Origin of the sequence: Sphingobacterium paramultivorum (assembly GCF_014109745.1) — a bacterium.
Lineage (GTDB): Bacteria > Bacteroidota > Bacteroidia > Sphingobacteriales > Sphingobacteriaceae > Sphingobacterium > Sphingobacterium paramultivorum.
In genome coordinates, this window is the sequence record NZ_CP058555.1 from 170,352 (window position 1) to 195,514 (window position 25,163).

28 protein-coding genes are annotated in these 25,163 nt (G+C 41.3%); 12 read left to right on the forward strand and 16 right to left on the reverse strand.

Annotation, left to right across the window (positions count from 1 at the left end; translation table 11 throughout):
- Position 1: 1 nt before the first annotated feature.
- The 7 genes from HS960_RS00705 to HS960_RS00735 all read right to left on the reverse strand — a co-directional run bounded on the left by HS960_RS00705 (position 2) and on the right by HS960_RS00735 (position 6,532).
- On the reverse strand, positions 2-442 hold the full coding sequence (locus tag HS960_RS00705) for a molybdenum cofactor biosynthesis protein MoaE (RefSeq protein ID WP_182331009.1): 441 nt from the start codon (positions 440-442) through the stop codon (positions 2-4).
- Positions 435-1,541 carry a HesA/MoeB/ThiF family protein gene (locus tag HS960_RS00710; protein WP_182331010.1) on the reverse strand — a complete coding sequence of 369 codons (1,107 nt, stop codon included), beginning with the start codon at positions 1,539-1,541 and terminating at the stop codon, positions 435-437. The genes HS960_RS00705 and HS960_RS00710 overlap by 8 nt, the downstream gene beginning before the upstream one ends.
- A 3-nt stretch (positions 1,542-1,544) precedes the next feature.
- The gene (locus tag HS960_RS00715; RefSeq protein WP_172840724.1) at positions 1,545-1,772 is read right to left on the reverse strand and encodes a MoaD/ThiS family protein; all 228 of its coding nucleotides are present in this window, start codon (positions 1,770-1,772) and stop codon (positions 1,545-1,547) included.
- Positions 1,773-1,904: 132 nt separating this feature from the next.
- Positions 1,905-2,639 carry a sulfite exporter TauE/SafE family protein gene (locus HS960_RS00720; RefSeq protein WP_182331011.1) on the reverse strand — a complete coding sequence of 245 codons (735 nt, stop codon included), beginning with the start codon at positions 2,637-2,639 and terminating at the stop codon, positions 1,905-1,907.
- Positions 2,640-2,646: 7 nt separating this feature from the next.
- Positions 2,647-4,416, reverse strand: a complete 1,770-nt coding sequence (locus HS960_RS00725) for an NTP transferase domain-containing protein (RefSeq protein WP_228280145.1) — start codon at positions 4,414-4,416, stop codon at positions 2,647-2,649.
- Entirely contained in the window at positions 4,413-5,393 is a 981-nt protein-coding gene (gene moaA / locus HS960_RS00730; protein WP_182331012.1) for a GTP 3',8-cyclase MoaA, read from the reverse strand. The genes HS960_RS00725 and moaA overlap by 4 nt, the downstream gene beginning before the upstream one ends.
- A gap of 8 nt (positions 5,394-5,401) precedes the next feature.
- The gene (locus HS960_RS00735; protein ID WP_182331013.1) at positions 5,402-6,532 is read right to left on the reverse strand and encodes an XdhC family protein; all 1,131 of its coding nucleotides are present in this window, start codon (positions 6,530-6,532) and stop codon (positions 5,402-5,404) included.
- Positions 6,533-6,804: 272 nt separating this feature from the next.
- Between HS960_RS00735 and HS960_RS00740 the strand changes: the two genes are divergently transcribed.
- From HS960_RS00740 to HS960_RS00760, 5 genes are all read left to right on the forward strand, one after another.
- Positions 6,805-7,275, forward strand: coding sequence for a (2Fe-2S)-binding protein (locus HS960_RS00740; protein WP_182331014.1), 471 nt, complete (start codon positions 6,805-6,807; stop codon positions 7,273-7,275).
- A gap of 23 nt (positions 7,276-7,298) precedes the next feature.
- Complete coding sequence (locus HS960_RS00745; protein WP_182331015.1) at positions 7,299-9,590, forward strand: xanthine dehydrogenase family protein molybdopterin-binding subunit; 2,292 nt, start codon at positions 7,299-7,301, stop codon at positions 9,588-9,590.
- A gap of 62 nt (positions 9,591-9,652) precedes the next feature.
- Complete coding sequence (gene fdhD / locus HS960_RS00750; RefSeq protein WP_182331016.1) at positions 9,653-10,573, forward strand: formate dehydrogenase accessory sulfurtransferase FdhD; 921 nt, start codon at positions 9,653-9,655, stop codon at positions 10,571-10,573.
- Complete coding sequence (locus HS960_RS00755; protein WP_075993700.1) at positions 10,570-10,920, forward strand: DUF7009 family protein; 351 nt, start codon at positions 10,570-10,572, stop codon at positions 10,918-10,920. Before fdhD ends, HS960_RS00755 begins: the two co-directional genes overlap by 4 nt.
- Before the next feature lie 42 nt (positions 10,921-10,962).
- The gene (locus HS960_RS00760; protein WP_182331017.1) at positions 10,963-13,362 is read left to right on the forward strand and encodes an FdhF/YdeP family oxidoreductase; all 2,400 of its coding nucleotides are present in this window, start codon (positions 10,963-10,965) and stop codon (positions 13,360-13,362) included.
- Here HS960_RS00760 and HS960_RS00765 read toward each other — a convergent pair.
- Entirely contained in the window at positions 13,359-13,988 is a 630-nt protein-coding gene (locus tag HS960_RS00765; protein WP_182331018.1) for an NTP transferase domain-containing protein, read from the reverse strand. The genes HS960_RS00760 and HS960_RS00765 overlap by 4 nt on opposite strands.
- Before the next feature lie 24 nt (positions 13,989-14,012).
- Here HS960_RS00765 and HS960_RS27085 point away from each other — a divergent pair, with 24 nt between their 5' ends.
- The 3 genes from HS960_RS27085 (at position 14,013) to HS960_RS00780 (ending at position 15,709) form a co-directional block, all read left to right on the forward strand.
- Complete coding sequence (locus HS960_RS27085; RefSeq protein WP_182331019.1) at positions 14,013-14,315, forward strand: DUF2314 domain-containing protein; 303 nt, start codon at positions 14,013-14,015, stop codon at positions 14,313-14,315.
- Positions 14,316-14,435: 120 nt separating this feature from the next.
- Positions 14,436-14,837 carry a hypothetical protein gene (locus HS960_RS00775; protein WP_182331020.1) on the forward strand — a complete coding sequence of 134 codons (402 nt, stop codon included), beginning with the start codon at positions 14,436-14,438 and terminating at the stop codon, positions 14,835-14,837.
- A 320-nt stretch (positions 14,838-15,157) separates the two neighbouring features.
- On the forward strand, positions 15,158-15,709 hold the full coding sequence (locus HS960_RS00780; protein ID WP_182331021.1) for a putative glycolipid-binding domain-containing protein: 552 nt from the start codon (positions 15,158-15,160) through the stop codon (positions 15,707-15,709).
- A gap of 32 nt (positions 15,710-15,741) precedes the next feature.
- Here the strand turns inward: HS960_RS00780 and HS960_RS00785 are convergent, their stop codons facing one another.
- Both HS960_RS00785 and HS960_RS00790 read right to left on the reverse strand, forming a co-directional pair.
- Positions 15,742-16,107, reverse strand: coding sequence for an SRPBCC domain-containing protein (locus HS960_RS00785; protein WP_182331022.1), 366 nt, complete (start codon positions 16,105-16,107; stop codon positions 15,742-15,744).
- 44 nt (positions 16,108-16,151) lie between these two features.
- Positions 16,152-17,045, reverse strand: a complete 894-nt coding sequence (locus HS960_RS00790) for a cyclase family protein (protein WP_182331023.1) — start codon at positions 17,043-17,045, stop codon at positions 16,152-16,154.
- A gap of 196 nt (positions 17,046-17,241) precedes the next feature.
- Here HS960_RS00790 and HS960_RS00795 point away from each other — a divergent pair, with 196 nt between their 5' ends.
- Positions 17,242-18,684: a serine hydrolase gene (locus HS960_RS00795; RefSeq protein ID WP_182331024.1), complete on the forward strand. Its 1,443-nt coding sequence runs from the start codon at positions 17,242-17,244 to the stop codon at positions 18,682-18,684.
- A gap of 151 nt (positions 18,685-18,835) precedes the next feature.
- Here HS960_RS00795 and HS960_RS00800 read toward each other — a convergent pair whose 3' ends face one another.
- Positions 18,836-19,297, reverse strand: a complete 462-nt coding sequence (locus HS960_RS00800) for a VOC family protein (protein ID WP_182331025.1) — start codon at positions 19,295-19,297, stop codon at positions 18,836-18,838.
- Positions 19,298-19,690: 393 nt separating this feature from the next.
- Here HS960_RS00800 and HS960_RS00805 point away from each other — a divergent pair, with 393 nt between their 5' ends.
- A complete protein-coding gene (locus HS960_RS00805; protein ID WP_182331026.1) occupies positions 19,691-20,338 on the forward strand; it encodes an Imm19 family immunity protein in 648 nt (215 codons plus the stop codon).
- 241 nt (positions 20,339-20,579) lie between these two features.
- Here the strand turns inward: HS960_RS00805 and HS960_RS26845 are convergent, their stop codons facing one another.
- The 5 genes from HS960_RS26845 to HS960_RS00825 all read right to left on the reverse strand — a co-directional run bounded on the left by HS960_RS26845 (position 20,580) and on the right by HS960_RS00825 (position 23,404).
- The gene (locus HS960_RS26845) at positions 20,580-20,864 is read right to left on the reverse strand and encodes a hypothetical protein (RefSeq protein WP_228280147.1); all 285 of its coding nucleotides are present in this window, start codon (positions 20,862-20,864) and stop codon (positions 20,580-20,582) included.
- Between the two features lie 41 nt (positions 20,865-20,905).
- Positions 20,906-21,277 (reverse strand): KilA-N domain-containing protein, encoded by a 372-nt coding sequence (locus HS960_RS26850; protein WP_228280149.1) that lies wholly within the window; start codon positions 21,275-21,277, stop codon positions 20,906-20,908.
- Positions 21,278-21,529: 252 nt separating this feature from the next.
- A complete protein-coding gene (locus HS960_RS00815; protein ID WP_182331027.1) occupies positions 21,530-22,591 on the reverse strand; it encodes a cytochrome-c peroxidase in 1,062 nt (353 codons plus the stop codon).
- Positions 22,588-22,905: a DUF3817 domain-containing protein gene (locus HS960_RS00820; protein WP_182331028.1), complete on the reverse strand. Its 318-nt coding sequence runs from the start codon at positions 22,903-22,905 to the stop codon at positions 22,588-22,590. The genes HS960_RS00815 and HS960_RS00820 overlap by 4 nt, the downstream gene beginning before the upstream one ends.
- 37 nt (positions 22,906-22,942) lie before the next feature.
- Positions 22,943-23,404, reverse strand: a complete 462-nt coding sequence (locus HS960_RS00825; RefSeq protein WP_182331029.1) for a hypothetical protein — start codon at positions 23,402-23,404, stop codon at positions 22,943-22,945.
- Positions 23,405-23,782: 378 nt separating this feature from the next.
- Between HS960_RS00825 and HS960_RS00830 the strand changes: the two genes are divergently transcribed.
- Both HS960_RS00830 and HS960_RS00835 read left to right on the forward strand, forming a co-directional pair.
- Positions 23,783-24,370: a TetR/AcrR family transcriptional regulator gene (locus tag HS960_RS00830; RefSeq protein WP_159728141.1), complete on the forward strand. Its 588-nt coding sequence runs from the start codon at positions 23,783-23,785 to the stop codon at positions 24,368-24,370.
- A 227-nt stretch (positions 24,371-24,597) separates the two neighbouring features.
- The gene (locus tag HS960_RS00835; protein ID WP_153847674.1) at positions 24,598-25,125 is read left to right on the forward strand and encodes a DUF420 domain-containing protein; all 528 of its coding nucleotides are present in this window, start codon (positions 24,598-24,600) and stop codon (positions 25,123-25,125) included.
- Positions 25,126-25,163: the final 38 nt, after the last annotated feature.

Here is a 25,163-nt window from a genome sequence, read left to right on the forward strand (position 1 = left end):
ATTATCTATTAATTTTCCATTGATGCGTATCGTCTTCAAATAATTCTTTACCCCAAATGGGCATTTCTTTTTTTATGCGTTCAACAAGTTCGTCACAAGCATCCATCGCTGCACGCCTGTGTGCTGACGACGTGAATACAAAGAAGCAAATTTCGCCAACCTGTACTTCGCCTTCGCTATGATAAACATGCATACAGGCTAATGGATACTTATCAAGCACTGCTTCGCGGATCTCCGCCATTTTAAGTAAGGCCAGTTCCCGGTTTGTCGTATAATCAATAGATTTTACGGCCTTCCCATCGATCTGATCAGCCCTGATCTGTCCCAGGAAGATGCTATGTGCACCAATTTCAGGTTTATTATAGTGCTTTGAGATAGCTTCCGCAACCAAAGTGGCCGGAATTGGTCCTTTAAAAAATATGTCGTTTTTTTGTTTAGTCATTTATATAGTTTTCTAAGGCGACCATGCCGCCGTCCAGATGGAATATTTGTTGTCCGGCATCTGTCTGCTCGTAAAAGTACTGGGCAGCCAATAGGCTCCGTTTTCCGCTCTGACAGATAAAAACAACGCGTGTATTATCGATATTTTTGATTTGTGCAGGTAATGTTGAAAGCGGAATGGATAGATGTGGCTGGGACAGACGCGGAAGTTCATTTGGATCGCGTACATCGACAAGCACAACATCCTCTGCGGACCACATTTCAACAAACTCTTGTGCATCTATGGCCTGTATAAATTGGCTCTCCGAAGCACAGTATTGCTCATAGTTAAACGTACTCAACTCAGCTAAAGTTTGTGGATAAATGGTTTCTGCGGATGCCGCAAAGGGGATTTCAAAGATATAACTGCTATTATCAAGCATATTGACCGTCATTAATTTATTGATCAAGGCGGTACCGATGCCGGTTAATAGCTTGATGGCTTCTGTTGCTTGTAATATTCCGATCATACCGGGCAATACACCCAATACCCCCGCTACATTGCAGTCGGGAGCTTCCAAGGTGGTTGGGGCTGTAGGGAATAAATGCCGATAATTTGTCTTTATGCCTTCTTTGTCGGCCACATTGAATACAGCTACCTGTCCCTCATATTGATAGATTGCAGCAAAAATCAACGGTTTATCCAATAAACGGCAAGCATCGCAAAGTAGATATCGTGCAGCAAAATTATCTGTACAATCCATGATCAGGTCGTACGAACTGATCAGGTCGGCGACATTATTCGAATGCAGTTGTTCCGCCCAATAGCGGATCTCAATTTCAGGATTCTGCAGCCTGAGCTTACCCGCTGCTACCTCAGCTTTAGCTCGGCCGATGTCGTTGGTATCATACAGAACCTGACGGTGCAGGTTGCTCAGCCCCACATGATCATGGTCAATAATACCGAGGGTTCCAACCCCTGCTGCTGCCAGATATTGGAGTACAGGGCAGCCAAGCCCGCCAGCGCCAACGACCAGTACGCGGGCAGTTTGCAGCTTTTGTTGGCCTAATTCACCAAAACCGGGGAGGACATAATGCCTCGAATACCGTTCATTCCGCATCGCTTATCCTCCTGAATAGGGTGGCATTAAGGCAACTATATCATTTTCCTGAAATGTTACCGGTGTCTTAATAATAGTATTGTTTACGGCTATCAATAAGCTGCGCTGTGCCAATTCGGCATGGTCGCGCGATAATGTTGCCAATAACTCTGTTGTATCGTTAGCTGTTATATAAAATTCCTTTGCCAATATATCGGTCAAGGAGCCAAAGGTCTTTACGTGAACTTTCATTTTTTCATTCATTTTTTATCAAAGTTTCGCCTCTTTTATCCTACTTTGTTCATCTCACAATTGAAAGACTTGTTCGCTTTCTTTATGTTATCCGATTTGGATAAATAGATCAGCCATATTCTTTTAAATTAATTAGGCTGATGTAAACAATAATTTATAGGCTGCAACCAAAAGAACTGTAGCGAGTACATACTTCAGCGCATCCTGTTTTAATTTTTTTGATCCAAGATAGGCTCCGAGTAGACCTCCAAGGAAAGCTACCACAACGTATCCCCACATATGGGCATTGAACGAAATACTTTTTGTGAGCATACCACCAAGTCCCGACAATGAATTTACAAAAATAAATGCAGCACTGATAGCCGCAGTTTGTTTTTGATCGGTCCATTTAAGCAGGATCAGAAAAGGGGAGAGGATAATTCCGCCGCCAATACCGATCATGCCTGAAAGTAGTCCCACAATGCCACCAATTACCAGTGCACCAAAACTGTTGTACGGTTTGAGCTCATCTTCGGCAGGGCTCTTAAAAAAGAAAAATCGAAAAATAGGAAAAAGCAGCAGTAGCCCCAGCAACCTCTTGTACAAATGATCTTCCAAGGTGATCATGCCGCCTATAAAAGCCATGGGAACAGAGGCAATGGCGACCATCAAAAACAGATTTCGTTTGAAATAATGCCCCCTATAATACTGTATAAAGGATGTTAAAGAAACAAAGAGGTTAAGCACCAGTGCTGTAGGTTTCATTTCCTGCGGCGCAATTCCATAGAGTGCCATCAATGCCAGATAGCCACTTGCACCGCCGTGCCCAACCGATGCGTAAAGAAAAGCCAGAATAAAAAGAAAAAAATAAAAAAGCTCAAATTGCATGGCTCGATTAGGTTAAAAGATGGATAAAAACTTCATCGCCAGCGGCACAACCATTGCTATCCTCTTCGAGAATCAGCAGGCAATTGGCCTGTGCGTACGATTGGAGGCGATAAGATTCTTGCGCGTGTAAAGGTTCAACAGCATGTCCATCGTATCGTGCCTTAAGGAAATGAGTTAAACCGGGCTTTTTACTATAAGCATGTGTTGTATGGGTTTTGATGGAACGTGTTCGTTGTGGAAGCTGCATCATACGTTCCAATGCGGGGGCCACATAGAGGTAAAAACAGGTTAGGGCAGAGGACGGATTGCCCGGTAGCCCAAACACCAGCTTTTCATTTTGTGTGCCAAAAAAGAGTGGTTTTCCCGGTTTTTGACGGATACGATGAAAACGCTGTTTAATACCGCAGGCCTTAGCCACATCCACGACATAGTCATAGTCGCCCACGCTAACACCACCAACTAAAAGAACAATATCTGCTTCATCCAATGCATGCTCCAAAGCTGCCTGGAGTTGGCTTCTGTCATCTGGTACATGACGACTTTCAACATGTAGTATGCCTTGCTGCTGCAATGCAGCTTTAAGCTGATAGGAGTTAGACTCATAAACTTCTCCATATCCAAGTGCCGTACCAATAGGTTTCAGTTCGTCTCCGGTGAGAATAAGTTGTATTCGTGGTGGCGCGGTAACAAGAACATCCCTGCATCCGATGCTTGCGAGATAGCCAATAGCAGCCGGAGTCAATGATGTTCCTTTGAGCATGGCGATACTGTCAGCCTGCACTTCTGACCCTTGGGGACGTACATTGTCCCCCAATTGGAGAGCTTCATCGCGAATCTGGATTGTATTTGCATCGCTCAAATCTACTTTTTCCTGCATCACTACTGTATCTGCGCCTTGAGGCAGAGGGGCTCCGGTATAAATGCGCATTGCCTGTCCTTCTGTCAATATTTTTTCGACCGTGGTGCCTGCAGGAATTTTGTCCACGACAGGAAGTTCCCCCTCTTTGTCGCTATAACGAATAGCGTAACCATCCATTGATGACTGCGGAAAAGCAGGGATTGACTGCCTGGCAACAACAGTTTGGGCCAAGGTATAGCCTAAGGCTTCCTCGAGGGGGAGCTGTATCTGTTTTGGCGCAGGCAGATGGTGATGGATAATATCTTTAGCCTGCTGAACACTGATAAACTGATGGGGGAGATTGAAATAATCGTCTTGTGTATCGATATCATACTTTGCGTCCTCATAATAAAATACTACACGATCTTCGGGAAATTGCTCGGCTACTTTTTTAGCCCCCTGTTGTCCCTCCAGACACATCAGATGCTCAAAATATTTTCTGTCAAAAAGTACCGGAGCGCCCCATATTCCTGAAAAACCGGTTGCTACAATACCTTTATCAGTACTATCGGCCAATTGAATAAGCTGCTGAAAGACATGTCGGTCCACGAAAGGCTGATCGCATAGACTGATTATACAACGATCCAGATTGGGATGATGTTTTAGCAGATCCCTTAAGCCTAAACCAATAGAGGTAGACATTCCTGTTGTCCAATGTGGATTGATTACCACAGCGACATTACTGTCCTTCAGAGCTGTGTTGATAGGGTCGGGATAAGCACCTATCACGACAGATACCTTGGCATTAGGTATCGCCAGCGCTTCCCTGCTGATACGGCGCAATAAAGTCTCACCTTCAAACTCGAGCAGCTGCTTCGGGAGGCCGAGCCGCGAAGAATTTCCGGCCGCCAATATGACTATACCTGTTTGCTTTATCATCCACCAATCGTTATCATACTCCGATTCTTGAGAAAATCGGTGTCTATATGTTCAAAATCTGTTGTTAATTGTCCCCCCAATTCCTTTGCTTTGGCGCTAATGGTAGCCTGGATCAATGGAAGCACTTCATCACCTGCGCGTAATGCTGTCAACAGATCGGTTTCACCTGTAGAGAATAGGCAATTTTTGAGTTTTCCATCTGCTGTAAGCCGTATCCGGTTACATCCTGCGCAAAAAGGGGCCGTCATTGTACTTATAATAGCAATACGCCCAACGTGTCCGGCAATCGAAAATGCTTTAGCGGTATCGTGTGGACCTGCAGTGATCGGTTCTATGGGATAGCTCCGCTGAATAGTCGCTAGAATATCGGCCTGTGTATACACCTGGTTGCTGCTCCACTTGTTCCCACTGAATGGCATAAATTCGATAAAACGGATTTCTATCGGCTTCCTCGCTGTCCATGCAACAAAATCTAAAATCTCATCGTCATTGATGCCTTTCATTACCACCATATTGATCTTGGTATGAATTCCATGTTCGAGCAAAAGGTCTATATTGGCACGTACACGGTCAAAATAATCCCTTCGTGTGATCTGAAAAAACCTTCCGGATTGCAAGGTGTCCAGGCTGATGTTGATGCTTTTGAATTTTGCGTCCACAAGCTGAGGCAACATGTCGTTGATACGGATTCCGTTGGTGGTCATATGAAGTTCAACCGGAAGTTTGGACAAACGTGCTATAATATTGGCTGCATCCTTGCGAACCAAGGGTTCACCTCCTGTAAGGCGGATTTTGCTGATTCCTTGATCGACAAACAATCGAGCCAATTGCTCAATTTCGTCCACCTGCATCAATTTCTCATTCGGGGTAAAGCTATACTCTTCCTCCGGCATGCAATAGAAACAACGGAGGTTGCAATTATCGGTAAGCGATATGCGTAGGTAGTTGTGTATCCGTCCAAATGTATCCGTCAGCATGATGTCTTCTAAATTATTGTGGGGTATTCAGTATGTATTTTCGTTTTGAGGAACTTTAATGAAGTTGCCGGCCTATTATTCAACACAGCCTTGATCTCTGCAACGATTGCTATAGCGATCTCTTCGGAAGTTTCGGCACCGATATCGAGTCCTACTGGGCCGTAAATAATGTTTCGTTGACTTTCGGTAGCGGTCACACCAGCCTCTTGCATATCGTCGAACATGCGTAGTAATTTGGTCTTTGGACCCAAAGAGCCAATATAACGTGTCGATGTGTGCATCAAGTTTTTAAGGAGTGTGAGATCGTAAGCATAGTTATGTGTCATCAACACAAAAACAGTCCATGGATCTATGCTTAATTTAGCTGTGATCTCAACTGCTGGTGCGGCAATAAGCTGATGAGCTCTTGGAAAGCGTGCGGTATTGACATGGCTGGCACGTCCGTCAACCACCGTAATTTCCCAGCCGAGCAGATGGGCTGTCTCTACCACAGGTTGCGCATCATTACCGGCACCGGCAATAACCATATGAATAGTAGGAACGAGGTACTCAATGAGTACTTCACTGCTTTGCCCATTTTCCTGAAAGGATGTGAGAACCGATTTTCCTTCCCTTTTGGCAAATTGGATATGCTCATTCAGTGGCGAATAGTGAGCGTCTAGGGCAAAAGCCTGCTCCTTCAGATCTTTAATAAGTAAGCGGGTTCCTTTTTGTTCCCCCTGTTTGTCTGTAGAAAAGAACGTAATCAACAAACCTTCTTCACGCTGTTGAAGCAAGCGTTGCAGCAAGGCGATGGGATGATCTGTTCGTTGCATGTTTACATATTCAAAAAGGATATGAACTATACCGTTGCATCCCAGTTGTAACCCGATTGACGAACCTTCCTCCGTATTTGTATCATAACTGACGAGGCGATTTTTCTGTTGATGGATAGCTAAGAGCGCTTTTTTTAGTGCATCTCCTTCAAGACATCCGCCGCTGATGGCTCCCGTCATTTGCCCGTCTTCTGTTACCAGCATGCGGGCCCCTGGTCTTCGATAGGAGGAACCTTCAACTTTAACCACAGTGGCAAGCACCATCCTGATATTTTCGGAAGCAGCTGCACTGGCAGCTAAAACAATGTCTTTAATCTCTTTCATGCAAATACGGGCAAGACAGTGGAACGCGGATATAATGATTAAATCAACAGCAATTTTGATACAATGCCGTTTATCAAATTTAATGAATTAGACGTTAAAAAACACCAAAACTGTAATAATGGTAAAAACATCCGTAAAATGTATAATTATTTGATTAATTTAAATAACGATTTTGTACCACTGAATAAACTGAGCGCTAGCGTATAAATAAGAAAGCTTATCCCATTTGAACCGATAAATATCGCTTACATAAACAAGAAAAAACAACGATTATGGCAAAATATTCAATTTTAGTAAATGGCAAAAAGCACGAAGTTGATGTGCTTGAGGATATGCCCTTGCTTTGGGTACTCCGTGATATCATTGGTCTTAAAGGGACCAAGTTTGGTTGTGGAAAAGCGCTATGTGGGGCCTGTACCGTACATCTCAACGATACTGCAATCCGATCCTGTTCATTTCCGGTCTCAGCGATCGGTGAGGGCAAAATTACAACAATCGAAGGACTTTCAGCGGAGGGTGATCACCCTGTTCAGGAGGCCTGGGAAAAATATGTCGTACCCCAATGCGGCTATTGCCAAACCGGACAGATCATGAATGCGGCAGCTCTTTTGAAGAAAAATGCGAAACCTTCAGTAGCCGAGATCGAGCAAGCAATGCAGGGCAATCTCTGTCGCTGCGGTACATATAATAGAATCAAAGCAGCCATTTTAGAAGCAGCCGGTACACCCGTTACAAACGGCTAGGTATTATCAAAAATATAAACAAGATGAAAATATTAGCTCCTTTTCAAAAAAGAAAAACCGATCGGGTCAATTCGGAGATTTTTACTGTTTCTAGACGCGACTTTTTAAAAGCCAGCGGCTTGCTTACTGGTGGCTTGGTTCTGGGTGTAAGCTTCTTTAGCTGTGATGACAAAGGTAAAAAAGTGGCTACTGTGGCTCCAAATGTATATTTAACAATTGGTTCAGATGGCAAAGTGACCATTGTCGCACATCGTTCAGAGATGGGACAAGGTATCCGCACGTCTCTTCCCCTTATTATTGCTGACGAATTGGGGGCCGACTGGACGAAGGTGGAAATCATCCAGGCTGAAGGGGATGAAAAAAAATATGGTAACCAAAACACAGACGGTTCCTTTTCAGTAAGGATGTTTTATAAACCCATGCGGGAAGCCGGTGCTATAGCGCGGTTACTCCTTCTTCGTGCTGCAGCCAAAGAATGGAACGTTGACGTAGACCAATTGGATACCAAAAATGGACAGGTTATCCAACGGGAATCCAGCAAGAAAAAGGATTTTGGCGATCTGGTAGAAACTGCAAAAACCCTCCCTATTCCGAAAGCCAGCGAAGTGAAACTGAAAGACAGACAGCAGTTCAATATGATCGGCAAAGAAACCCCGATCATTGATCTGCACAATATTGTCACCGGAAAAGCCGTGTTTGGAATTGATGCCGTTGTCGAAGGGATGAAAATTGCGGTCATTAAACGGTGCCCGGTCGTGGGCGGCAAAGTAAAAGCCGTAAACGACAGTAAAGCCCTGGCTGTGCCGGGTGTTCTCAAGGTGATTACGATCAAGGGTGCTGGACTGCCAGCCACCTTATCCAAACCATTGGCTGGGGTGGCTGTCATCGCCGAAAATACCTGGGCCGCCATAAAAGCCAGGGACTTGCTGGAGGTGGAATGGGAGATGGGCCCCAATGCCGGCTACGATTCAGCCAAACAGATCGAAGAACTTAAGCAGGTGGTGGCACAGGAGGGAACAATCCGTCGTAAACGTGGCGATTTCAACGCCGCAAAAGCGAATGCAAAAAAAGTTATTGAACACACGTATATTGCTCCCTACCTGGCTCATGCAACCATTGAGCCACCCTGTGCTTTGGCTGTCGTGAAAAACGGAAGCTGCGAAGTGTGGGCCTGTACACAGAATCCGCAGGGCGCACGTGATGCGGTTGCCACCGAACTGGGTATGGCAGTGGAGAAGGTGAAAATGAACGTAACCCTCTTGGGTGGCGGTTTTGGTAGAAAGTCAAAGCCTGACTTTATCCTGGAGGCAGCTATATTGGCCAAAGAATCTGGTCTGCCGATCAAGGTTCAGTGGACACGTGAGGATGATATTCGTCATGACTACTACCACGCCATGAGTGTACAGCGTATTGTCGCCACCATCGACAGCCAAAATAAATTGAGTGGCTGGGCCCATCATATTGCTAATCCGTCTATCTCTGCGACAGAGGATTTATCAGTGGTACAGCCCAGTGACGGCGAGTTAATGTTGGGAGCTTCAGATTTCCCTTACAATGTTCCAGCAATAAATATTGCTACGCATGATGCTAAAGCCCATCTGCGGATTGGCTGGTTGAGGTCTGTACGTAATATTCCACAGGTTTTTGCCGCTGCGACAATGCTCGATGAAATTGCTGAAGCAAGAGGAATGGATGCCGTTTCGAATGCCCTGGAGCTACTAGGTGAAGACCGCTACATTACCTTTGAGCAGGAACTGATCAAGACAAGCTATCCCAATTATGGCGAAAAGATCGAAGATTACCCTTGGGATACAGCACGCATGAAAAAGGTGATCGAGCGCGTAGCCAAGCTTTCCGGATGGGGTAAATCCATGCCAGCAGGTACTGCATTTGGCTTTGCGGCACATAAAAGCTTCTTAACCTACGTTGCCTGTGTGGTAGAGGTCAATGTGGATCAGAACAAGAAAATCAGTATTCCCAATGTCTACTATGTGGTGGACTGCGGATTAGCCGTCAATGTAGACCGTATCAAATCGCAATTTGAAGGTGGCGCACAATTTTCCGCAAGTCTGGCACTCAAAAGCACGATCACGGTAAAAGATGGTCAGGTAGAGCAGGGTAATTTTGACGGGTATCAGATTATTCGAATGCCCGATTCCCCAAAACAGATCCATGTGGATATTATCGATAGCGACGCAAAACCGACCGGAGTAGGAGAGCCTCCTGTACCGCCATTTACACCGGCACTCTGTAATGCGATTTATGCGGCAACAGGGAAGCGGATCTACACCTTGCCAATTGATCTAAGTATTTAAACACAATGCATTAAAGTAAGCACCATAAATTTAGTATATTTAATCTATGTGAACTAGAAACCATGGAATCCAACGCACTGCTCAATACGACCTTAAAACAGATTGACCTTGTCAAAGTGACGGATTGTATCCCAGCACATGTCATGGATAGCATATCGGTCGAAGAACCACTGGAGATCAGAATATGTACGTCAGTTGACGGAAAGGCCGAATATAAAAATATTTCGGTCACGATGCGGACACCTGGCCATGATGCAGAACTTGCTATAGGGTTTCTATTTACAGAAGGTTTTATTTCTGTTATTAGCCAGGTAACAGCTGTGGATCGTTTGGAAGCGCCCTGCACAAGAAATAACGACAATGTCGTTATTGTGAGACTGAACGACGGATTTACCCCCATAACAAGCGCTTTGGACCGAAATTTTTACACCACTTCAAGTTGCGGTGTTTGTGGAAAAGGTTCCATCGCAGCAATCAAAACTGTTAGTATTTTCAAGGATCTTGCGCCTATATCCTGTTCGATAGCATTAGATATACTCTATTGCTTGCCGGATCTGCTCCGTGCCGCACAGGGAAATTTCTCAGCCACCGGCGGTATACATGCTGCGGGTCTATTCAATTTACAGGGACAGCTCATCGCTTTACGGGAAGATGTAGGACGGCATAATGCACTTGATAAACTTGTGGGGCACGCATTGTCCGCCAATTTGTTGCCGTTGCAAAAACATATCCTGGTTTTGAGTGGCCGGGCGAGTTTTGAATTGGTACAAAAGGCAGCCATGGCCGGGATACAGATTATTGCAGCAATCGGTGCGCCATCAAGTCTAGCGGTTGAATTGGCCAAGGAATTCGATATCACTTTATTTGGTTTTTTACGCGACCATAGATGTAATATCTATAACCTGGCAGACCATGTTAAAATAGAAGGATTAGCGGGGATGCTCGACTACCCGACAGCATTAGATCAAAAAATAGAAAGATGAAAATAAGGATTAAAGATAATTCCGTTAGACTGCGATTGACGATGTCCGAAATTGATAAATTGGGCAATACAGGCGAAGTAGCCTCCCGAACCGAATTTATCAACCAGCCCTTTGTATACCGCATCCTGCAAACGGATACTGAAGAACTCATTGCTTCTTTTGTTGAAAATGAAATTGTAATTGGACTGTCTGCCAATATGGTAAAGGAATTGGTGGCGACAGAGCGGATAGGTTTCGACGGGCAGTCGGGACCAGTTAAAATTCTCGTGGAAAAGGATTTTGCCTGCATCGACAATACCCTGGAGGATCAGAGCGACAACTTTCCGAATCCCAATCTTAAATGCTAAGCACATAGAAAAATAGTGTGAACTGTCCCAAAATCTTATGTTATGGAAGAGAACAATAAGCAAAAATTGGAGCAATCAATCAAGAAGGAGCCACAGGCAGAAAATCCTTATAAGCTCTTGGATCTGAAATTGACACCCGTAGAAAAATCTGCGGCTGGAATTCCGGCTGTATTGGCGGCCTTTGCCGATCTTATAGAAGAGAAAACGCTTATCCGGGGTACCAAGGCGCTGTTCAAAATGAATCAGGTAGGCGGCTTCGACTGCCCGAGTTGCGCTTGGCCTGATCCAGACGATGAGCGTTCGCCAGTCGGTGAGTACTGTGAAAATGGCGCAAAAGCACTGGCAGAAGAAGCTACAACAAAAAGAGTCACCCCAGAGTTTTTTAAGAACAATTCAGTGTACGATCTCTCACAGCTCAGCGACTATGAGATCGGTAAGATGGGGCGGCTGACAGATCCGATGTATCTGCGCCCGGGAGGAACACATTATGAACCGATCAGCTGGGAAGGTGCTTTTCAAAAAATCGCCGAACAGCTCAATGCCTTGGAATCGCCGCATCAGGCCGCCTTTTATACTTCAGGCCGTACGTCCAATGAGGCTTCATTTGTCTACCAATTATTTGCCAAAGAATTTGGTACCAACAATATGCCGGATTGCTCTAACATGTGCCACGAAACCTCCGGTTCGGCACTTCGCCCCACCATTGGAATCGGTAAAGGCACAGTCAAACTGGACGATTTTTATGAAAGCGAGCTTATCGTTATCATCGGTCACAATCCAGGGACAAATGCACCTCGTATGATGAGTGCGCTGGAAAAGGCAAAAAAGAATGGAGCCAAAATCATTGCTATCAACCCGCTGCCCGAAGCTGGATTAATGGGGTTTCATAATCCGCAGCAGGTCAATGGGATCATCGGCAAAGGGGTGAGTTTGGCCGACCTTTATCTTCCCGTGAAGATCAATGGCGATATGGCACTCTTAAAAGCACTGGAACTTATTTTACTGGACCTCGAAGCTAAAAATCCGGGCCTGGTTATTCATTCCGATTTTATTAACAGCAAGACAACGGGCTACTCGGACTTTTTGGCGCAATTCAGTAAAGCGGACTATAATCTGGAGCATCTGAGCCAGCTAAGTGGCATTGCAATTCCCGATATGCAAAAAGCGGCTGAACTGCTCGCTTACAGAAATAAAATTATCTTTTGCTGGGGCATGGGCCTCACCCAGCAGCCCAACGGTGTTGATATGATTCGCGAGATCCTCAATATCTTGTTGATGAAAGGAAGTATCGGTATTAAAGGGGGCGGTGTCTGTCCCGTTCGGGGGCACAGTAATGTACAGGGAAACCGTACCATGCTGATCGATGAAAAACCTACCGACGAGCAGTTAGATAGGCTGCAGCAGTATTTTGGCTTTAATCCACCCCGTGAACATGGTTATGATGTAGTGCGTGCAATTAAAGCGATGCACGCCGAAAAAATCAAATTCCTGTTTTGCATGGGCGGGAATTTTTTGTCCGCCACACCCGACACAACATTTACGGCAAATGCACTTCGGAAGCTGAATTTATTGGTCGCTGTTTCCACCAAATTAAACCGTGGCCATCTGATCCATGGCAAGGAGGCGCTTATCCTACCGACTTACGGACGCAGTGACAAGGATATTGTGAACGGTGAAGTTCAGATCATCAGCACGGAAAACTCCATGGGTGTGGTTCAATCCTCTAAAGGGGTATTGGATGCTGTTTCTAAAAATCTGGTCAACGAAACACAGATCGTTTGCCGGATGGCAATGGCAACTTTAGGAGATCGGTCGGTAGTCGACTGGAAACGTTATCATGACAGCTACGACGCGGTACGTGATGCAATTGAGCAATGTATTCCCGGTTTTGAGAATTACAATGTGAGGGTCCGTCAGCGCGATGGATTCTATCTGCCGAATGGCGCCCGTGATGCACAATCTTTTTCGCATGAACTCGGAGGGCGAGCACCTTTCACATTAACGGATATCCCCGAAAACCATCTGGATGACGATGAGTATATGATGGCAACAACGCGAACCCATGATCAGTTCAATACCACAATCTATGGGCTGGACGACCGCTATCGGGGTATAAAAAATGAGCGACGTGTGGTATTTATGAATCAGAAAGATATTGATAAAGCTGGTTTTAAGGCCGGAGAAAGAGTTGATCTGTATAATTACGATGATGGTATAGAACGCGTAGCTCCCTTATTTTTGATCGTTTCCTACGCTATTCCTGAAAAAAATACGGTAACCTATTTCCCCGAGACGAATGTTTTGGTTTCAGTCAACAATGTCGTAAAAGAAAGCAATATGCCAGCTTCCAAATATGTGAAGATTAAAATAAAACGACATGACCCTGAGGTATACAAGAAAGTGGATGAAATGCTTTATCGTGGTGCACTTCAACGACCTTAATCTTTGTTGTTGATCATGGCTTTTACACTGTCGGCCTCGGCGGGAGTGTTGACATTGACAAGGGTATTGGCACGCGGGGCTTCAATAGTTAGGGCCTGATGTTGTATCAATGCCCGGCGTGGAGAAAGTTTATGTTGAGCCTGCATCTGCCGGAGTACGGGCAGACTACTGGGTTCCCATATTGCGAACAATGGCTCGGGCAAGCTGTCCTGTTGGCTTTTAAATGCGGTGGCGATCCTTCGAGGATCGCGATGTTGTATTAAATAGGCGATAGCCTCGGGGTCGACCAGAGGTAAATCACAGGCCACAACCAACCAGGCTCGATCGGGCCGAAATTCAAAAGCAGTCAGCATTCCACCCATAGGACCAATGTCTGTATAACGATCGGAAATCCATGCGTAGGTTGAAGTCATCTCCTTGCCGTCCGCTATTTCATCAAACTGTTCTACACGACAGGAAATGTATACCTCATCGCAATAATTCCCTAACATATCGGCCAAATGATAGACCTGTTCTTTGCCATGCCAATGCATCTTTTCTTTCGCACTTCCCATGCGTTGGCTTTTGCCGCCGATAAGTACCAGGCCGTTTAATGGAGGTAAGCGATTATCATTCGGAACTATCATGTTGTATTCAATGGATCAGTTGTATTGAAGTTACGTATTTCAACGCAAATTGGAAACATTCCCATCAACTATCTCAGGCTGTTTTCAACGCTAGTCAATCCCGACTTTACCGGCGTTGTCTCTAACAGTCCGGTCTCTACGAAAGAGGTCGCTCTTGGCGATACCGTAAGGATTGATAACCAAAAAATATCAGATTGGATGTATTTAGAGAAGGGAGTATTACGAGGAGGTTATACGATCCGTGCCATCTACTATTCGTTATCACTAAAAACAATGACTAATTTAAATTATAGACCTGCTTTTGATGATGGGACATGTAATGATTAGGATCAAGTTGTCTTGTAAAATGTATTTACATGGACGGGATCAAGATTTTAAGTATTACTGTAGCAGATTATCAAATTCACTCGTATTGTTGATATATCAATAATAAATAACCAAGAAGTTATGAAAATAAATTGCAGAATCCTACTTCCAGCCATCATTATTGTCGTTCTTAGCTCTTGCAAAAAAGATGAAAAGATAGCCATTGATAACCTTATCGGTAAATGGACCGTGGCAAATGATGATCCTAAAATGGCCGTAGATGGTTCCGTTACATACAAATTCAACTCAGATATGACCTGTATTAAGAATATCTACGATGCGCTTTCAAATCGAGATACTACTATTTACAGAACCTATGTATTAAGTAATGATAAGACTTTGGTGACGCTCTACGATGAACGCAAGATATATACAGAACAGTATCTGATAAAAAAATTGAATACGAAGGAAATGAAATGGGAGAACGCTTCCCCAAATGACGGTAACGAGAATAAGAGGTTAGTTCGATCTAACGATCAATAGAGTCTATTAACTTTTCAAATGAATGCGGGGCAGGAGTCAAGAAGATAATGGCAAATATGGGCATCGGATCTTCAGTCGCAATCATGACAATACGAACGGATATACAATTATATAAAAGTAAATTTTACCTTAAAGGCCGGTATTTATATAACATTCACCTTTTATTTATATTTGAGAAATAACTGGTACAATAACTGCTTAATTACATAAATGACTTTTAGAACCGTTTCGGAATGGTATTGGGAAAGGGAATCCATCTCAAAAAATCATTCAAAGAAATGTTCAGAAATAAGACCGCAAACTGTAATTCATAGATCGAAATGAGAAAGATTATCTGGAGAGGCTTGGTTTATAAATCCTGGGAAGATTGCACGATAGAACTGAAAAATGATGCCTATTATGTAAAATCGTCTATCATTGGCAACTATTTAAACCGTATTTATAATGTAGATTATGTTTTAAAAATAGACAGAAATTGGTGCATACAGGAATTTGAAATAAAAACAGAAATTGAAGGGCACAAAAATTTAATTATCGGGACAAATGCTGCAGGTTTATGGTCGATCAATGGAATTCCTAGACCGGAGTTCAATGAATTTCTCTTTATCGATATTTCGGTTACACCTTTTACAAATACATTGCCAATCAATAATTTGTTACTGGATATAGGGCAATCAAAGTCTATTGATGTCATATACATCAACATTCTTGAAAATGAAATAAAGCCAGTCAAACAGCTTTATAGCAGAAAGAAGAAGGATGAATATCTGTATGACAATCTTGATACCGTATTTTCCTCGTCGATCACAGTAGATCAGAAAGGCATTGTAAAGAGCTATCCAGGTCTATTTGAATTAGTTTTGGAAGATTAGGGAAGATAAAATAATCCTTATTCACGTGGGCCCTAAGAATCCAGCAACAGCTTCAGATCTTCAATCACTTTTGACCAATATGCTTTCGTCACTTCACGCTGGCTTTCATTTTTTAATTTATCAACATGAAATGAAATTGTTGTTTTATCTTGATTTTTCGAAGGAATAAATCTGATCTGTAAATTGGCGTCTTCTGTGAAATCTTTGTGCCTCCACTTTGTCCGGATATGTGAATATTTATTAAAAGTTGAAAAACCCTGGTCTACACCTTCAGACCAATAACTTAATCCCCGGTCTGAAAAAAAGACATTCCACAGTGTTTCCAGGTTTGCTAGCATAGTTTTTCTGATTCCGAACTGCCAGCCTGCATCTTTTGTTAATCCTACGTTATTTTTCATGTAATTGTGTTTCTTGTTAAAGGTGATTTCGTATTTGAATATAATTATTTCTTTTCAACAGAAGCAAATGCCCTGACCGGAAAAGTCCCCACACCTTTAAATTTTGGTGTAGCGGCTGTAAACGTAAAATTCTCAGCCGGTAATTTATTCAAATTGCAGAGATGTTCAACGATTAAAATCCCGGCACCCAATAGCACCGTATGAACAGATCTTGTTCTGCCATCCGTGTCATCTATATTATGGGAATCAATACCTACAAGTTTAACTTTACAGTCCCGAAGATACATTGCCGCCTGTTCGGTAAGAAACGGATGGTTCTGATAATATAGCTCCGTATTCCAATGTTTATCCCAGCCGGTCTGTATTAATACAGCCTTATTCCTGATTTCTCTATTTTTAAGATGATCTTCTGTAATTTTCAGGGTTTCTGTAAATGGTATATGGATCATCACAGCATCCAGCTGCGCAAAATCTTTTAATACTGTTTGAGCTGTGTCTTTGCCATCCGCAAATCTATGAAATGGACAATCGATATAAGTTCCGGTGTTAGTGACCATCTCTATTTTTCCAATCTGAAAAGATGTATCGCTATCATAGTTCTGTTTTGATTGTTCCCTGGAGAGATAGTCGCAAATAATCGGTGCGGGTAGCCCCTTGTAAGTGATCAGGCCATCCTCTATTGTATGACTTAAATCTATTAAGAAATCTTCCGCTACACTTTCATCAATTGGCTTACGTTTATGGGGTTCAATGAGGATTTCTTTGTTAAGGATATTAACTTTACCTACCATGAGCAACTGCATATCTTCAACGATGTAGTCCGCCAGGGCACTGTCAATGATATCGTCTCCAGATATATCTAATCTGAAATCTTCCCCTTTGATACTACCGCCGTTCGTAAAGAATATCTCGAAGTCAAATTTCACTCTTTTTTCCATAAATGATTTCAATTTTACTATGGCATAATAATTTTAATTAAATAATGTAATCGATTATCTTCCAAATTTTATATTTTAAAAATTCAATAATTGATGCATATTCTTGACAATGTAGATAAAATCTTATTAATGAAAATAGTAAAGATTCTTCAATTGGATATATTAAATTTGTTAAACATACCCGAAATACACAAAAATGAAAATTAAACCAAATTATAGATTTTACAGTCTCCTGGTTTTATTGCTGTTCTCGGTACGGTACTTACCTGCCCAGGCTACTCGTGCCGATTACAATTATTTTATGGAGGAGTTTCAAAGACTTTTTAATGAAAAAAAATCAGACGAGATTTACGGGCAATCGTCCGCCACTTATCAATCTAAAATTTCAAAAGAAAAGTTTTCGTTGGGAATGCGGAAGTTTGTGGCAAATGTGGGCATGATGCAATATTTTTCTTTTGTTGATTCTACTAAAAACGGGTATAATTATACCATTCAATTTGAAAACTCCGAACAATTATTTTCTGTTCTGCTTGATAATGAGAAACAGGTTCTAAGGATGAATTTTAAGGAACTGCCATTTTTCATAGAAAATAAGAATTTCAAAGCAGAAAGTAATAATCCGTTAAAAGACTCCATAGATTTGCTGGTGGAAAAAATCGTCAGGCCTTATATTCAAAAGGGTGCTGCCACAGGTATTATGTTAGCGGTAATTGATGGAAAGCGACAAAGAAAATATAGTTATGGAGCTATTGCTAAGACAAGTAAACAACTTCCAGATGCTTCCAAAAGTATTTTTGAGATTGGGTCAGTTACAAAAATTTTCACCTCACTTTTATTGGCAAAAGAAGTAGTTGAAGACAATATGCAATTAGAGGATCCGATCAGTAAATACCTGCCCGATTCCATTCCTCGTTTAGCATGGGATGGTCATCCGATCACACTTGTGCAATTATCAAATCATACCGCTGGATTTCCTCGGCTCCCGGATAATATTTTTACGACTAATGCCGTTCCGGCAGATCCTTATAGTCATTATAAGGTTGATTCACTCTTCCATTTCCTTAAAAATTATCATGTTTCGTCTCAGACCGGAGTCAGATTTTCTTATTCAAATTTAGGCGCTGGGGTTTTAGGTGTAGCATTAGAACGTCATAGTAACAAAAGTTTTGGACAATTGGTCATTGATAATATTTGTTTGCCCTTGGGAATGAAAAATACATCACTAGGGGATACCGACGTGGTACAAGGATACGATGAAAAAGGTAGGCCAACGTCGTATTGGCACTTGGGATCTTTGGCGGGGTCTGGTGCCATAAGATCTACATTGGACGATATGATTATTTTTATGAAGGCACAGTTAGGCTTCAAAAATAAACTGACAAAGGCCATTCATTTGACACATCAGCTGACTTTTGCAGATAAGGATCAAACTATGGCATTGGGTTGGCGTGTTAAAAAGGCTGGAAGTAAGGCGATATTTCATCATTCTGGAGGTACAGGTGGATTTAGGTCTTTTGTGGCATTTGATGATAAATCTCAAAAAGCAATTATTATTCTGTCCAATGTTGCCTTGGATGTTACTGCTGTCGGATTTTCGATATTTGAAAATTACCTAGACCAATCTCCTATTGAAAGATAATGGCTTGCGCAATAATCAGAGACGCATTTTCAAATTTTTAAGAAGGCCTCGGTCTATGATTGAAACCTAGCGGCCATTGCTGCGTTGCCGGTACGTTTATTTTTTCGAGTTTACACCAGTGTTTGAATATGGACTTTGTCGTTACCTAGTTTTAGAAATCGGCAATAATGATCTTTTTCATGCCCATAATTTTTTTGAATGCGCCTGGTCTTTTGTTGAGTTCCGCCCAGTTTTCAGGACAAACCTGCCAGCTTAATCCGTATTTGTCTTTCAGCCACCCGCAAACGCTCTCCTGTCCTCCACCCGATGTAAGTGCTTCCCAATAGTAGTCTATTTCAGTCTGGTCTTTACATGGGATCATCAGGGAAATAGCCTCGTTAAATTTGAATATCGGGCCGGCATTGATCCCGATGAGACGCATTCCAAGAATCTCAAACTCAACGGTAAGCACCTTTCCGGCAAAATCCTTCTGGAAATCAGCCAGTCCCTCGGCTTCTGAGTTCGGGTAATACGTAATATTGATTATTTTTCCATTTTTGAAAACCGAAAGGTAGTATTCCGCGGCTTCCTGTGCGTTGCTGTCAAACCAAAGGTTTGGAATTATCTTTTGCATAGCTTTATATTTTTTGGTTATTTTTTTCTTTTTCAGTATAGTCTACATTTGATAACCCTCTGTTCCATTTTATCTGGATTTTGATCATTTGCAGTCTTATAAATTTAACGGATTTGTTCTTCGGTCGACTTAGCATAGGATAAGAAATAGAATTGCATATCTAACGCATTGCATCGCGTTGATAGTCTGATAGACAGGATAATTTTTCGAACAAGATATTTTGAAAGCGGATTTTTCGCCCGGGATCAAACTGCGGGAAGTACCTCAAGTTTGATGGATAAAATAATAAAATTTATGGGGGGTAACCAAAAGATATTTCAACTATATTAGCTGAAGGGGAGGTAGTATAATAAATTGGCTTGTCTGACTAATTTTAAATAGCAGTAGCTAAATATGAATAGACAAATTACACTAAACAACTTAGAAGACAATACGTTCTTTTGGTATACGTATATTAAATGGTTCAATGGGTACGATGACATCAACGAGATCAACATTGACGAAGCACTAGAAGTAATCGGAATTGACAAAGAAAAATTAGCTGAATGGGAAGAACAATTTTTTTCGATAGATAAAGATGGAGAATCTTTAAAATTTATCGGAGGAAATTTAGTGGAAGATATAACTTTCTTAATTGAATTTCAAGATCATGAAATTATATTTTTTCTTAACGACATTTACTTTGGAAATTTGGGAGGACATTTTGAAGCATGGTTTCTAACTTGGGATGAACATTTATCACTCCGGCAGTTTGAACATTTATTTCTGCTTATGTTACCCATGACGGCAATTGAACAACATCAAAAAGACAATGCGAAGCAGATTATACATGACCATTTAAAAGCAATACCAAAGTTTGAACAAAATGCAGAATATATTTCTAGTTGTATATTAAACGGACTTTTAATTGACGAGCTCTTTTTTGAATTCGATGAAGTGGGTACCGTAAATAATCAAAATCATAGTGTTCGAAATATTCGAAAATATCCAAGATATCGAGAAAACGTAATTGAATTAAATAAAGTCTTGAAAAAATTGTGAAATTCAAAATTGCAACTCCTTTTTGCGAGCAGGAAATAGGCAATGATGATTTATGTTGGATCGACTATTGACCTGTTGTTAGCTACTAAAGTCCATAATGGATGCTGTCAGAGCTACCTTGGCTCATCATAGCGACGTACTATTTCAATTTTTTAACGGCCTTATTTTCTACGAGCGACTTCATTTGTGTCACCGCTACTTTATTCAGTTGCATAAGCCGTTCATTTTGTGGTACTCCTTGTTAAATTAATAACGCGTTTATACTTTCCATGTTGCTTAGCACGACCAACTGTTCTATAACCGCGTAGTCCCGGATATTGCCTTTCTTATCAGGATTTGCATCTCTCCATTCCTTAGCGGTCATTCCAAATAGTGCAACATTGAGCAGATCGGCTTCATTTGCATAAACGAAACTCACTTGCTGTTTTGTAATTTCTGCTGGAATGAGATTTTCCTTTATTGCATCAGTATGAATGTGATAATTTACTTTTGCTAGTGTCCTCTGTAAGTCCCAGTTTAATTTCAAACGATTGTTTTCATCGTCTTTTAAACGTTGAAACTCCTTTATTATATAAAGTTTAAACTCGATTGAAATCCAGGAAGCGAAAAAGTTCCCCCGTATCTCCCAGCTTTAGAAATTATACCAATTGCATTGGTATTTTCTATCCAGCGTTTGGGAGTCATCACAAAACTATTGAGACCAGCTTGTTTTCTAAACCCGTCGAATTCGACGGGTTTAAAATTGGGATTATATATACTTTCCCAAAAACCTAAGAGTTCAATTGTATTGCGATTTCTCATCCAGTTTTTAATTAAATCGTCAGTATGTGCCGAATCTTTGTGTCTGGCAATATCGGTAAGTGATATGTGATCATTTTGATGTTCTTGATACAGGAGAATATCTACTCCCTGTACATTAATCTTTTTATTCTTTGCCATATATTTAGATTTGATAAGTTCTTCCCGTCAGCTCGAGAAAACTAGACGGCATATTGGCTATTAAAATTTTATTTTACTTTTTATGAAGATAAATATACTAAAAAAAATAGTAATACATAAATAGATATATATATATATAAAGATTTAGAATAAAACCTAAAGAAAGGTCTAAAATTCCCTGTTTTTTTTTGGTACCTCCCTTATAGAAAGATGCTTAAAAGTGCTATCGATATTTATCCTAATCTTATCTGTTCATGGCCGTTGAAATCTTGGATCGGTTAAAAAGTCATTGTCTGTTAACGTTTTTAAAAAAGCTATAATTTTGCTTCTTTCACTAGAAGAAAGCGTAATACCTATTTTGCCATTTTGTTGTAACTCCCCATCTAGATTAGAATTCTGCTTTATGCCTTCAGCATAATGGTCTAGCACCTCTTCCAGTGTTCCGAGTCTTCCATCATGCATATAGGGCGCCGTGACTTCAATATTTCGGAGTGAGGGCACACGAAACTTTCCTATATCACTTGCCAAATGTGTCGAACTACTTTTCCCCGAGTCTCGGGATATGAGGTCTAGACCGTTATTACGGTAACTCATATCTGTGAATAATGGCTCCCGATGACATACGCTGCAATTTTTTTTAAATAATGTATACCCTTGTTTCTCCGTATCCGTAAAGATGCCACCATTTTCATGCCTTGTATATTTGTCGTAACGTGAATTAGCAGATACGAGCATAGTCATAAACTGTGCAAGTGCGTTCAGCATTTTTGTCGAATCTATAGCTGTTGAACCAAAAGCAGCTTTAAAAAATCCTTTATAATTGCTGTTCGACTGAAGTTTTTCAACTGCGCCCACCATGCTGTTGGCGATTTCACAAGGATTGGTAATGGCATTGTGAGATGATAGTGGCAATTCTTTGATGCGTCCATCCCACATAAATTCCTTTTGCCAGGCAAGATTAAATAGTGCCGGAGCATTTCTTGTTCCGGTACATTGTTTCATACCTTGACTCAACGCCTTATTCTCGTCTGAAAAAGCTGCGGCTGCATGATGGCAGCTTGCGCACGAAATGGAATTGTTTAGGGAAAGCACCCGATCATAGAAGAGAAGCCTTCCAAGTTGGAATCCGGCTGGGGTTATCTGTTGTTGACCGAATGGAGCATTTGGGACGGGAAAGTTGGGCGGTACAGTAAAGTCTAGCTTTACGGATGCTGTATCATAATTTAAATGAGAAGGTCGGATATGGTATCCCACAAAAATAATGATCAAATTTATGAAAGCTATACTAGCTACGATTATCGTTTTCTTATTCATTCAGCCTCCATGATAGGTTTAAGAATACGCCTATCGATATAAAATGTACCGAAGGGGATAAGGCAGGCAAGTAATACTTTCCAAGTTGTTTGTCTGAATCTCCAGTGCCTTTCGATCCCCACACTAAGTGTTGATATAATAAACCATAAAAAGAGCATACCATGGATTGGTCCAAGCGCTTTAACCAGCATGGGCTGTTGTCCCCAATATTTTAATGGTACCGCAATAAAGACAAGGATAAGAAGCGAAATACCTTCCAGATAACTGAGCAGCCGCAGGCGGCCCAACTGTGTTTTAAAAATTTGACTTAACATTTGTACGTTGAAAATTAGTAGCGTATAATGAATTGATTTAGAATGAGTGTAGATAGGGGCGTGCTGCCAGGGGAGAAAACGGCCATGGAATCGCAATTAGTATAATAAGTAATGCTGCGGAAAACCACCATAGCATGGTTTGATATTTGGCTTGGTCTTCCTGCATACGTTTGGCTTTAGCTGAACCGATCGTAATCAACACGATTGCCACTACCGCAAGCGAAATATGGATATATTTGAAGAAAACATGCGGATTAGCCATCGAACCCAATCCGTCAGTCGTTTTAGCTAGGACAATAGGACTTTGGATATAAAGTGCCATTCCGATTAATAACTGAATATGGGCAATGGTTGCAGTCCAGTGACGAACAGCATTGGTCTTGGGACTGAATTTTTTTTTCAATCTCAATCCACTGAACGCAGTGAATATGGCATAAATTAGACTACCTAAGACAAACCATCGAATAGCTGAATGACAAACAAGAAAAAAGTAATACATAACATTTTTTTATGGATAATAGATAAAAGATCAAGGCTCGTTATTTTGCCTAATTTATAAAAAATACTAACTAGTATGTTTTCATCTAAATGCCTAAATGATGAAATTTCTCACTTAAAAATTGCTTCAGTGTTAGGTAAATAAAATTACATACTAACTAGTATGTTTGCAAACATATTAAAAGAATCTAGTGTTTTGATTTTCCTCGAGTCATTTTACCGTCAAAAACATTTTACATACAGTTAGCCCTTAATAGCTAAAGAATAGAGATGAAGTGACTACTTCCTTTAATTTTTCAGTTTTACTTAAGAATGACAAGTGGGGGTGACAAGTGGTGCATTTGCTGTGTATATTTGCGACATACTAATTGGTATGTTTATGTCAAAAGCACAGGCAACAAGATCCGATATTCTCAGAAGAGCAATGGAATTGATATACAAGCAGGGTTTTCAATCGACAAGTATTGATGACATCCTGGCTACAACACAGGTGACTAAAGGAGCCTTTTACTATCATTTCAAAAATAAAGAAGAGATGGGTATAGCGTTGATAGATGAAGCTATGCATACGGAGATTTGGCCAGACATTCAAAATTCACTGTCATCAAGCTCAAATTTTAGAGATAACATTTATAAAATGATGGATAAACTTCTCTTTAAACATCCGTTTATGACGGTTGAGCATGGCTGTCCGGCTGTAAATCTCATTCAGGAGATGGCTCCGCTGAATGATGCATTTCGGTTAGCGTTGAAAAAATCGTTGAATAAATGGGAGAGAGCGATCGAAGCTGAGATCATACGGGGGCAGGAGACAGGACAGTTAGCGCGTTCGCATGATGCCAAACAGATAGCGCTTCATATCATAACATTATACCATGGTGTCAGAAATATGGGCAAGTTATTGGGTAAACCCTATTATGTATCATTTTTAAGCGAATTCCGACAATACCTGGATTCATTGAAGTAAAATTTTTTATAAAAACATACTTTATAGTATGTTTTGGTGAGTTATTAAAATCTAATTTTTACGTATTAAAACATACTGATTAGTATGTTAAAAAAATATCATGCGCAATAAAAACCTTTTTATATTCAAAAACATACCATGTAGTATGTTTAATTCTTGAAATCAATATTTATCCATGTTTGCACGAATACCAGCTCAGTCATCAATCACAAAATATCTATAAAATAATGCCATACAGAAATTCTATATTACTTATCTGGGTACTCACCATTGTTATTAATGGTTTAATCCTGCTTACTTTTTTTATGCCAAAAGTAAGCTTGGTAGCAGGCTGTGATTATTCCAGCCTGCCCATGCTCAATGCAATTTTAAATGGTTTAACCTTCTTTTCGCTACTATTTGCATTGTTTGCAGTTCGTCGTAAAGACATACTCCTGCATCGAAGTTCAATATTTCTTGCCTTCTCCTTTACCTCCTTATTCCTGTTTTCTTATTTGCTTTATCATTTCTCTATGCCCTCTACCAGTTATAAAGGAGATGGCATATTGCGAGAGATTTACTACTTTATTTTGGTCACGCACGTTGTGCTGGCAGCCGTCATTGTGCCTCTTGGGCTCCTAGCCATGGCTTTTGCGCTAAACAATAGAATTAATCAGCATCGCAAGATTGCCCGGTGGACCATGCCGATCTGGTTGTATGTCAGCTTTACTGGCGTGGTCGTATACTTACTGATTAATCCGTACTACCAGCACTGAATAACTCAAGAAATTCAGCAGTCACTCATATTCTTACA

What these genes read in the sequence shown, in the direction of transcription:
- HS960_RS00825 (WP_182331029.1), bottom strand. Translation starts at nt 23,404, where the DNA reads ATGTATTACTTTTTTCTTGTTTGTCATTCAGCTATTCGATGGTTTGTC.
- HS960_RS00805 (WP_182331026.1), top strand. Translation starts at nt 19,691, where the DNA reads ATGAATAGACAAATTACACTAAACAACTTAGAAGACAATACGTTCTTT.
- HS960_RS00710 (WP_182331010.1), bottom strand. Translation starts at nt 1,541, where the DNA reads ATGCGGAATGAACGGTATTCGAGGCATTATGTCCTCCCCGGTTTTGGT.
- HS960_RS00705 (WP_182331009.1), bottom strand. Translation starts at nt 442, where the DNA reads ATGACTAAACAAAAAAACGACATATTTTTTAAAGGACCAATTCCGGCC.
- HS960_RS00790 (WP_182331023.1), bottom strand. Translation starts at nt 17,045, where the DNA reads ATGGAAAAAAGAGTGAAATTTGACTTCGAGATATTCTTTACGAACGGC.
- HS960_RS00775 (WP_182331020.1), top strand. Translation starts at nt 14,436, where the DNA reads ATGAAAATAAATTGCAGAATCCTACTTCCAGCCATCATTATTGTCGTT.
- HS960_RS00815 (WP_182331027.1), bottom strand. Translation starts at nt 22,591, where the DNA reads ATGAATAAGAAAACGATAATCGTAGCTAGTATAGCTTTCATAAATTTG.
- fdhD (WP_182331016.1), top strand. Translation starts at nt 9,653, where the DNA reads ATGGAATCCAACGCACTGCTCAATACGACCTTAAAACAGATTGACCTT.
- HS960_RS00755 (WP_075993700.1), top strand. Translation starts at nt 10,570, where the DNA reads ATGAAAATAAGGATTAAAGATAATTCCGTTAGACTGCGATTGACGATG.
- HS960_RS00725 (WP_228280145.1), bottom strand. Translation starts at nt 4,416, where the DNA reads ATGATAAAGCAAACAGGTATAGTCATATTGGCGGCCGGAAATTCTTCG.
- HS960_RS00780 (WP_182331021.1), top strand. Translation starts at nt 15,158, where the DNA reads ATGAGAAAGATTATCTGGAGAGGCTTGGTTTATAAATCCTGGGAAGAT.
- HS960_RS00830 (WP_159728141.1), top strand. Translation starts at nt 23,783, where the DNA reads ATGTCAAAAGCACAGGCAACAAGATCCGATATTCTCAGAAGAGCAATG.
- HS960_RS00715 (WP_172840724.1), bottom strand. Translation starts at nt 1,772, where the DNA reads ATGAAAGTTCACGTAAAGACCTTTGGCTCCTTGACCGATATATTGGCA.
- HS960_RS00735 (WP_182331013.1), bottom strand. Translation starts at nt 6,532, where the DNA reads ATGAAAGAGATTAAAGACATTGTTTTAGCTGCCAGTGCAGCTGCTTCC.
- HS960_RS00760 (WP_182331017.1), top strand. Translation starts at nt 10,963, where the DNA reads ATGGAAGAGAACAATAAGCAAAAATTGGAGCAATCAATCAAGAAGGAG.
- HS960_RS00820 (WP_182331028.1), bottom strand. Translation starts at nt 22,905, where the DNA reads ATGTTAAGTCAAATTTTTAAAACACAGTTGGGCCGCCTGCGGCTGCTC.
- HS960_RS00740 (WP_182331014.1), top strand. Translation starts at nt 6,805, where the DNA reads ATGGCAAAATATTCAATTTTAGTAAATGGCAAAAAGCACGAAGTTGAT.
- moaA (WP_182331012.1), bottom strand. Translation starts at nt 5,393, where the DNA reads ATGCTGACGGATACATTTGGACGGATACACAACTACCTACGCATATCG.
- HS960_RS26850 (WP_228280149.1), bottom strand. Translation starts at nt 21,277, where the DNA reads ATGGCAAAGAATAAAAAGATTAATGTACAGGGAGTAGATATTCTCCTG.
- HS960_RS00785 (WP_182331022.1), bottom strand. Translation starts at nt 16,107, where the DNA reads ATGAAAAATAACGTAGGATTAACAAAAGATGCAGGCTGGCAGTTCGGA.
- HS960_RS00835 (WP_153847674.1), top strand. Translation starts at nt 24,598, where the DNA reads ATGCCATACAGAAATTCTATATTACTTATCTGGGTACTCACCATTGTT.
- HS960_RS00745 (WP_182331015.1), top strand. Translation starts at nt 7,299, where the DNA reads ATGAAAATATTAGCTCCTTTTCAAAAAAGAAAAACCGATCGGGTCAAT.
- HS960_RS00795 (WP_182331024.1), top strand. Translation starts at nt 17,242, where the DNA reads ATGAAAATTAAACCAAATTATAGATTTTACAGTCTCCTGGTTTTATTG.
- HS960_RS00765 (WP_182331018.1), bottom strand. Translation starts at nt 13,988, where the DNA reads ATGATAGTTCCGAATGATAATCGCTTACCTCCATTAAACGGCCTGGTA.
- HS960_RS00800 (WP_182331025.1), bottom strand. Translation starts at nt 19,297, where the DNA reads ATGCAAAAGATAATTCCAAACCTTTGGTTTGACAGCAACGCACAGGAA.
- HS960_RS00720 (WP_182331011.1), bottom strand. Translation starts at nt 2,639, where the DNA reads ATGCAATTTGAGCTTTTTTATTTTTTTCTTTTTATTCTGGCTTTTCTT.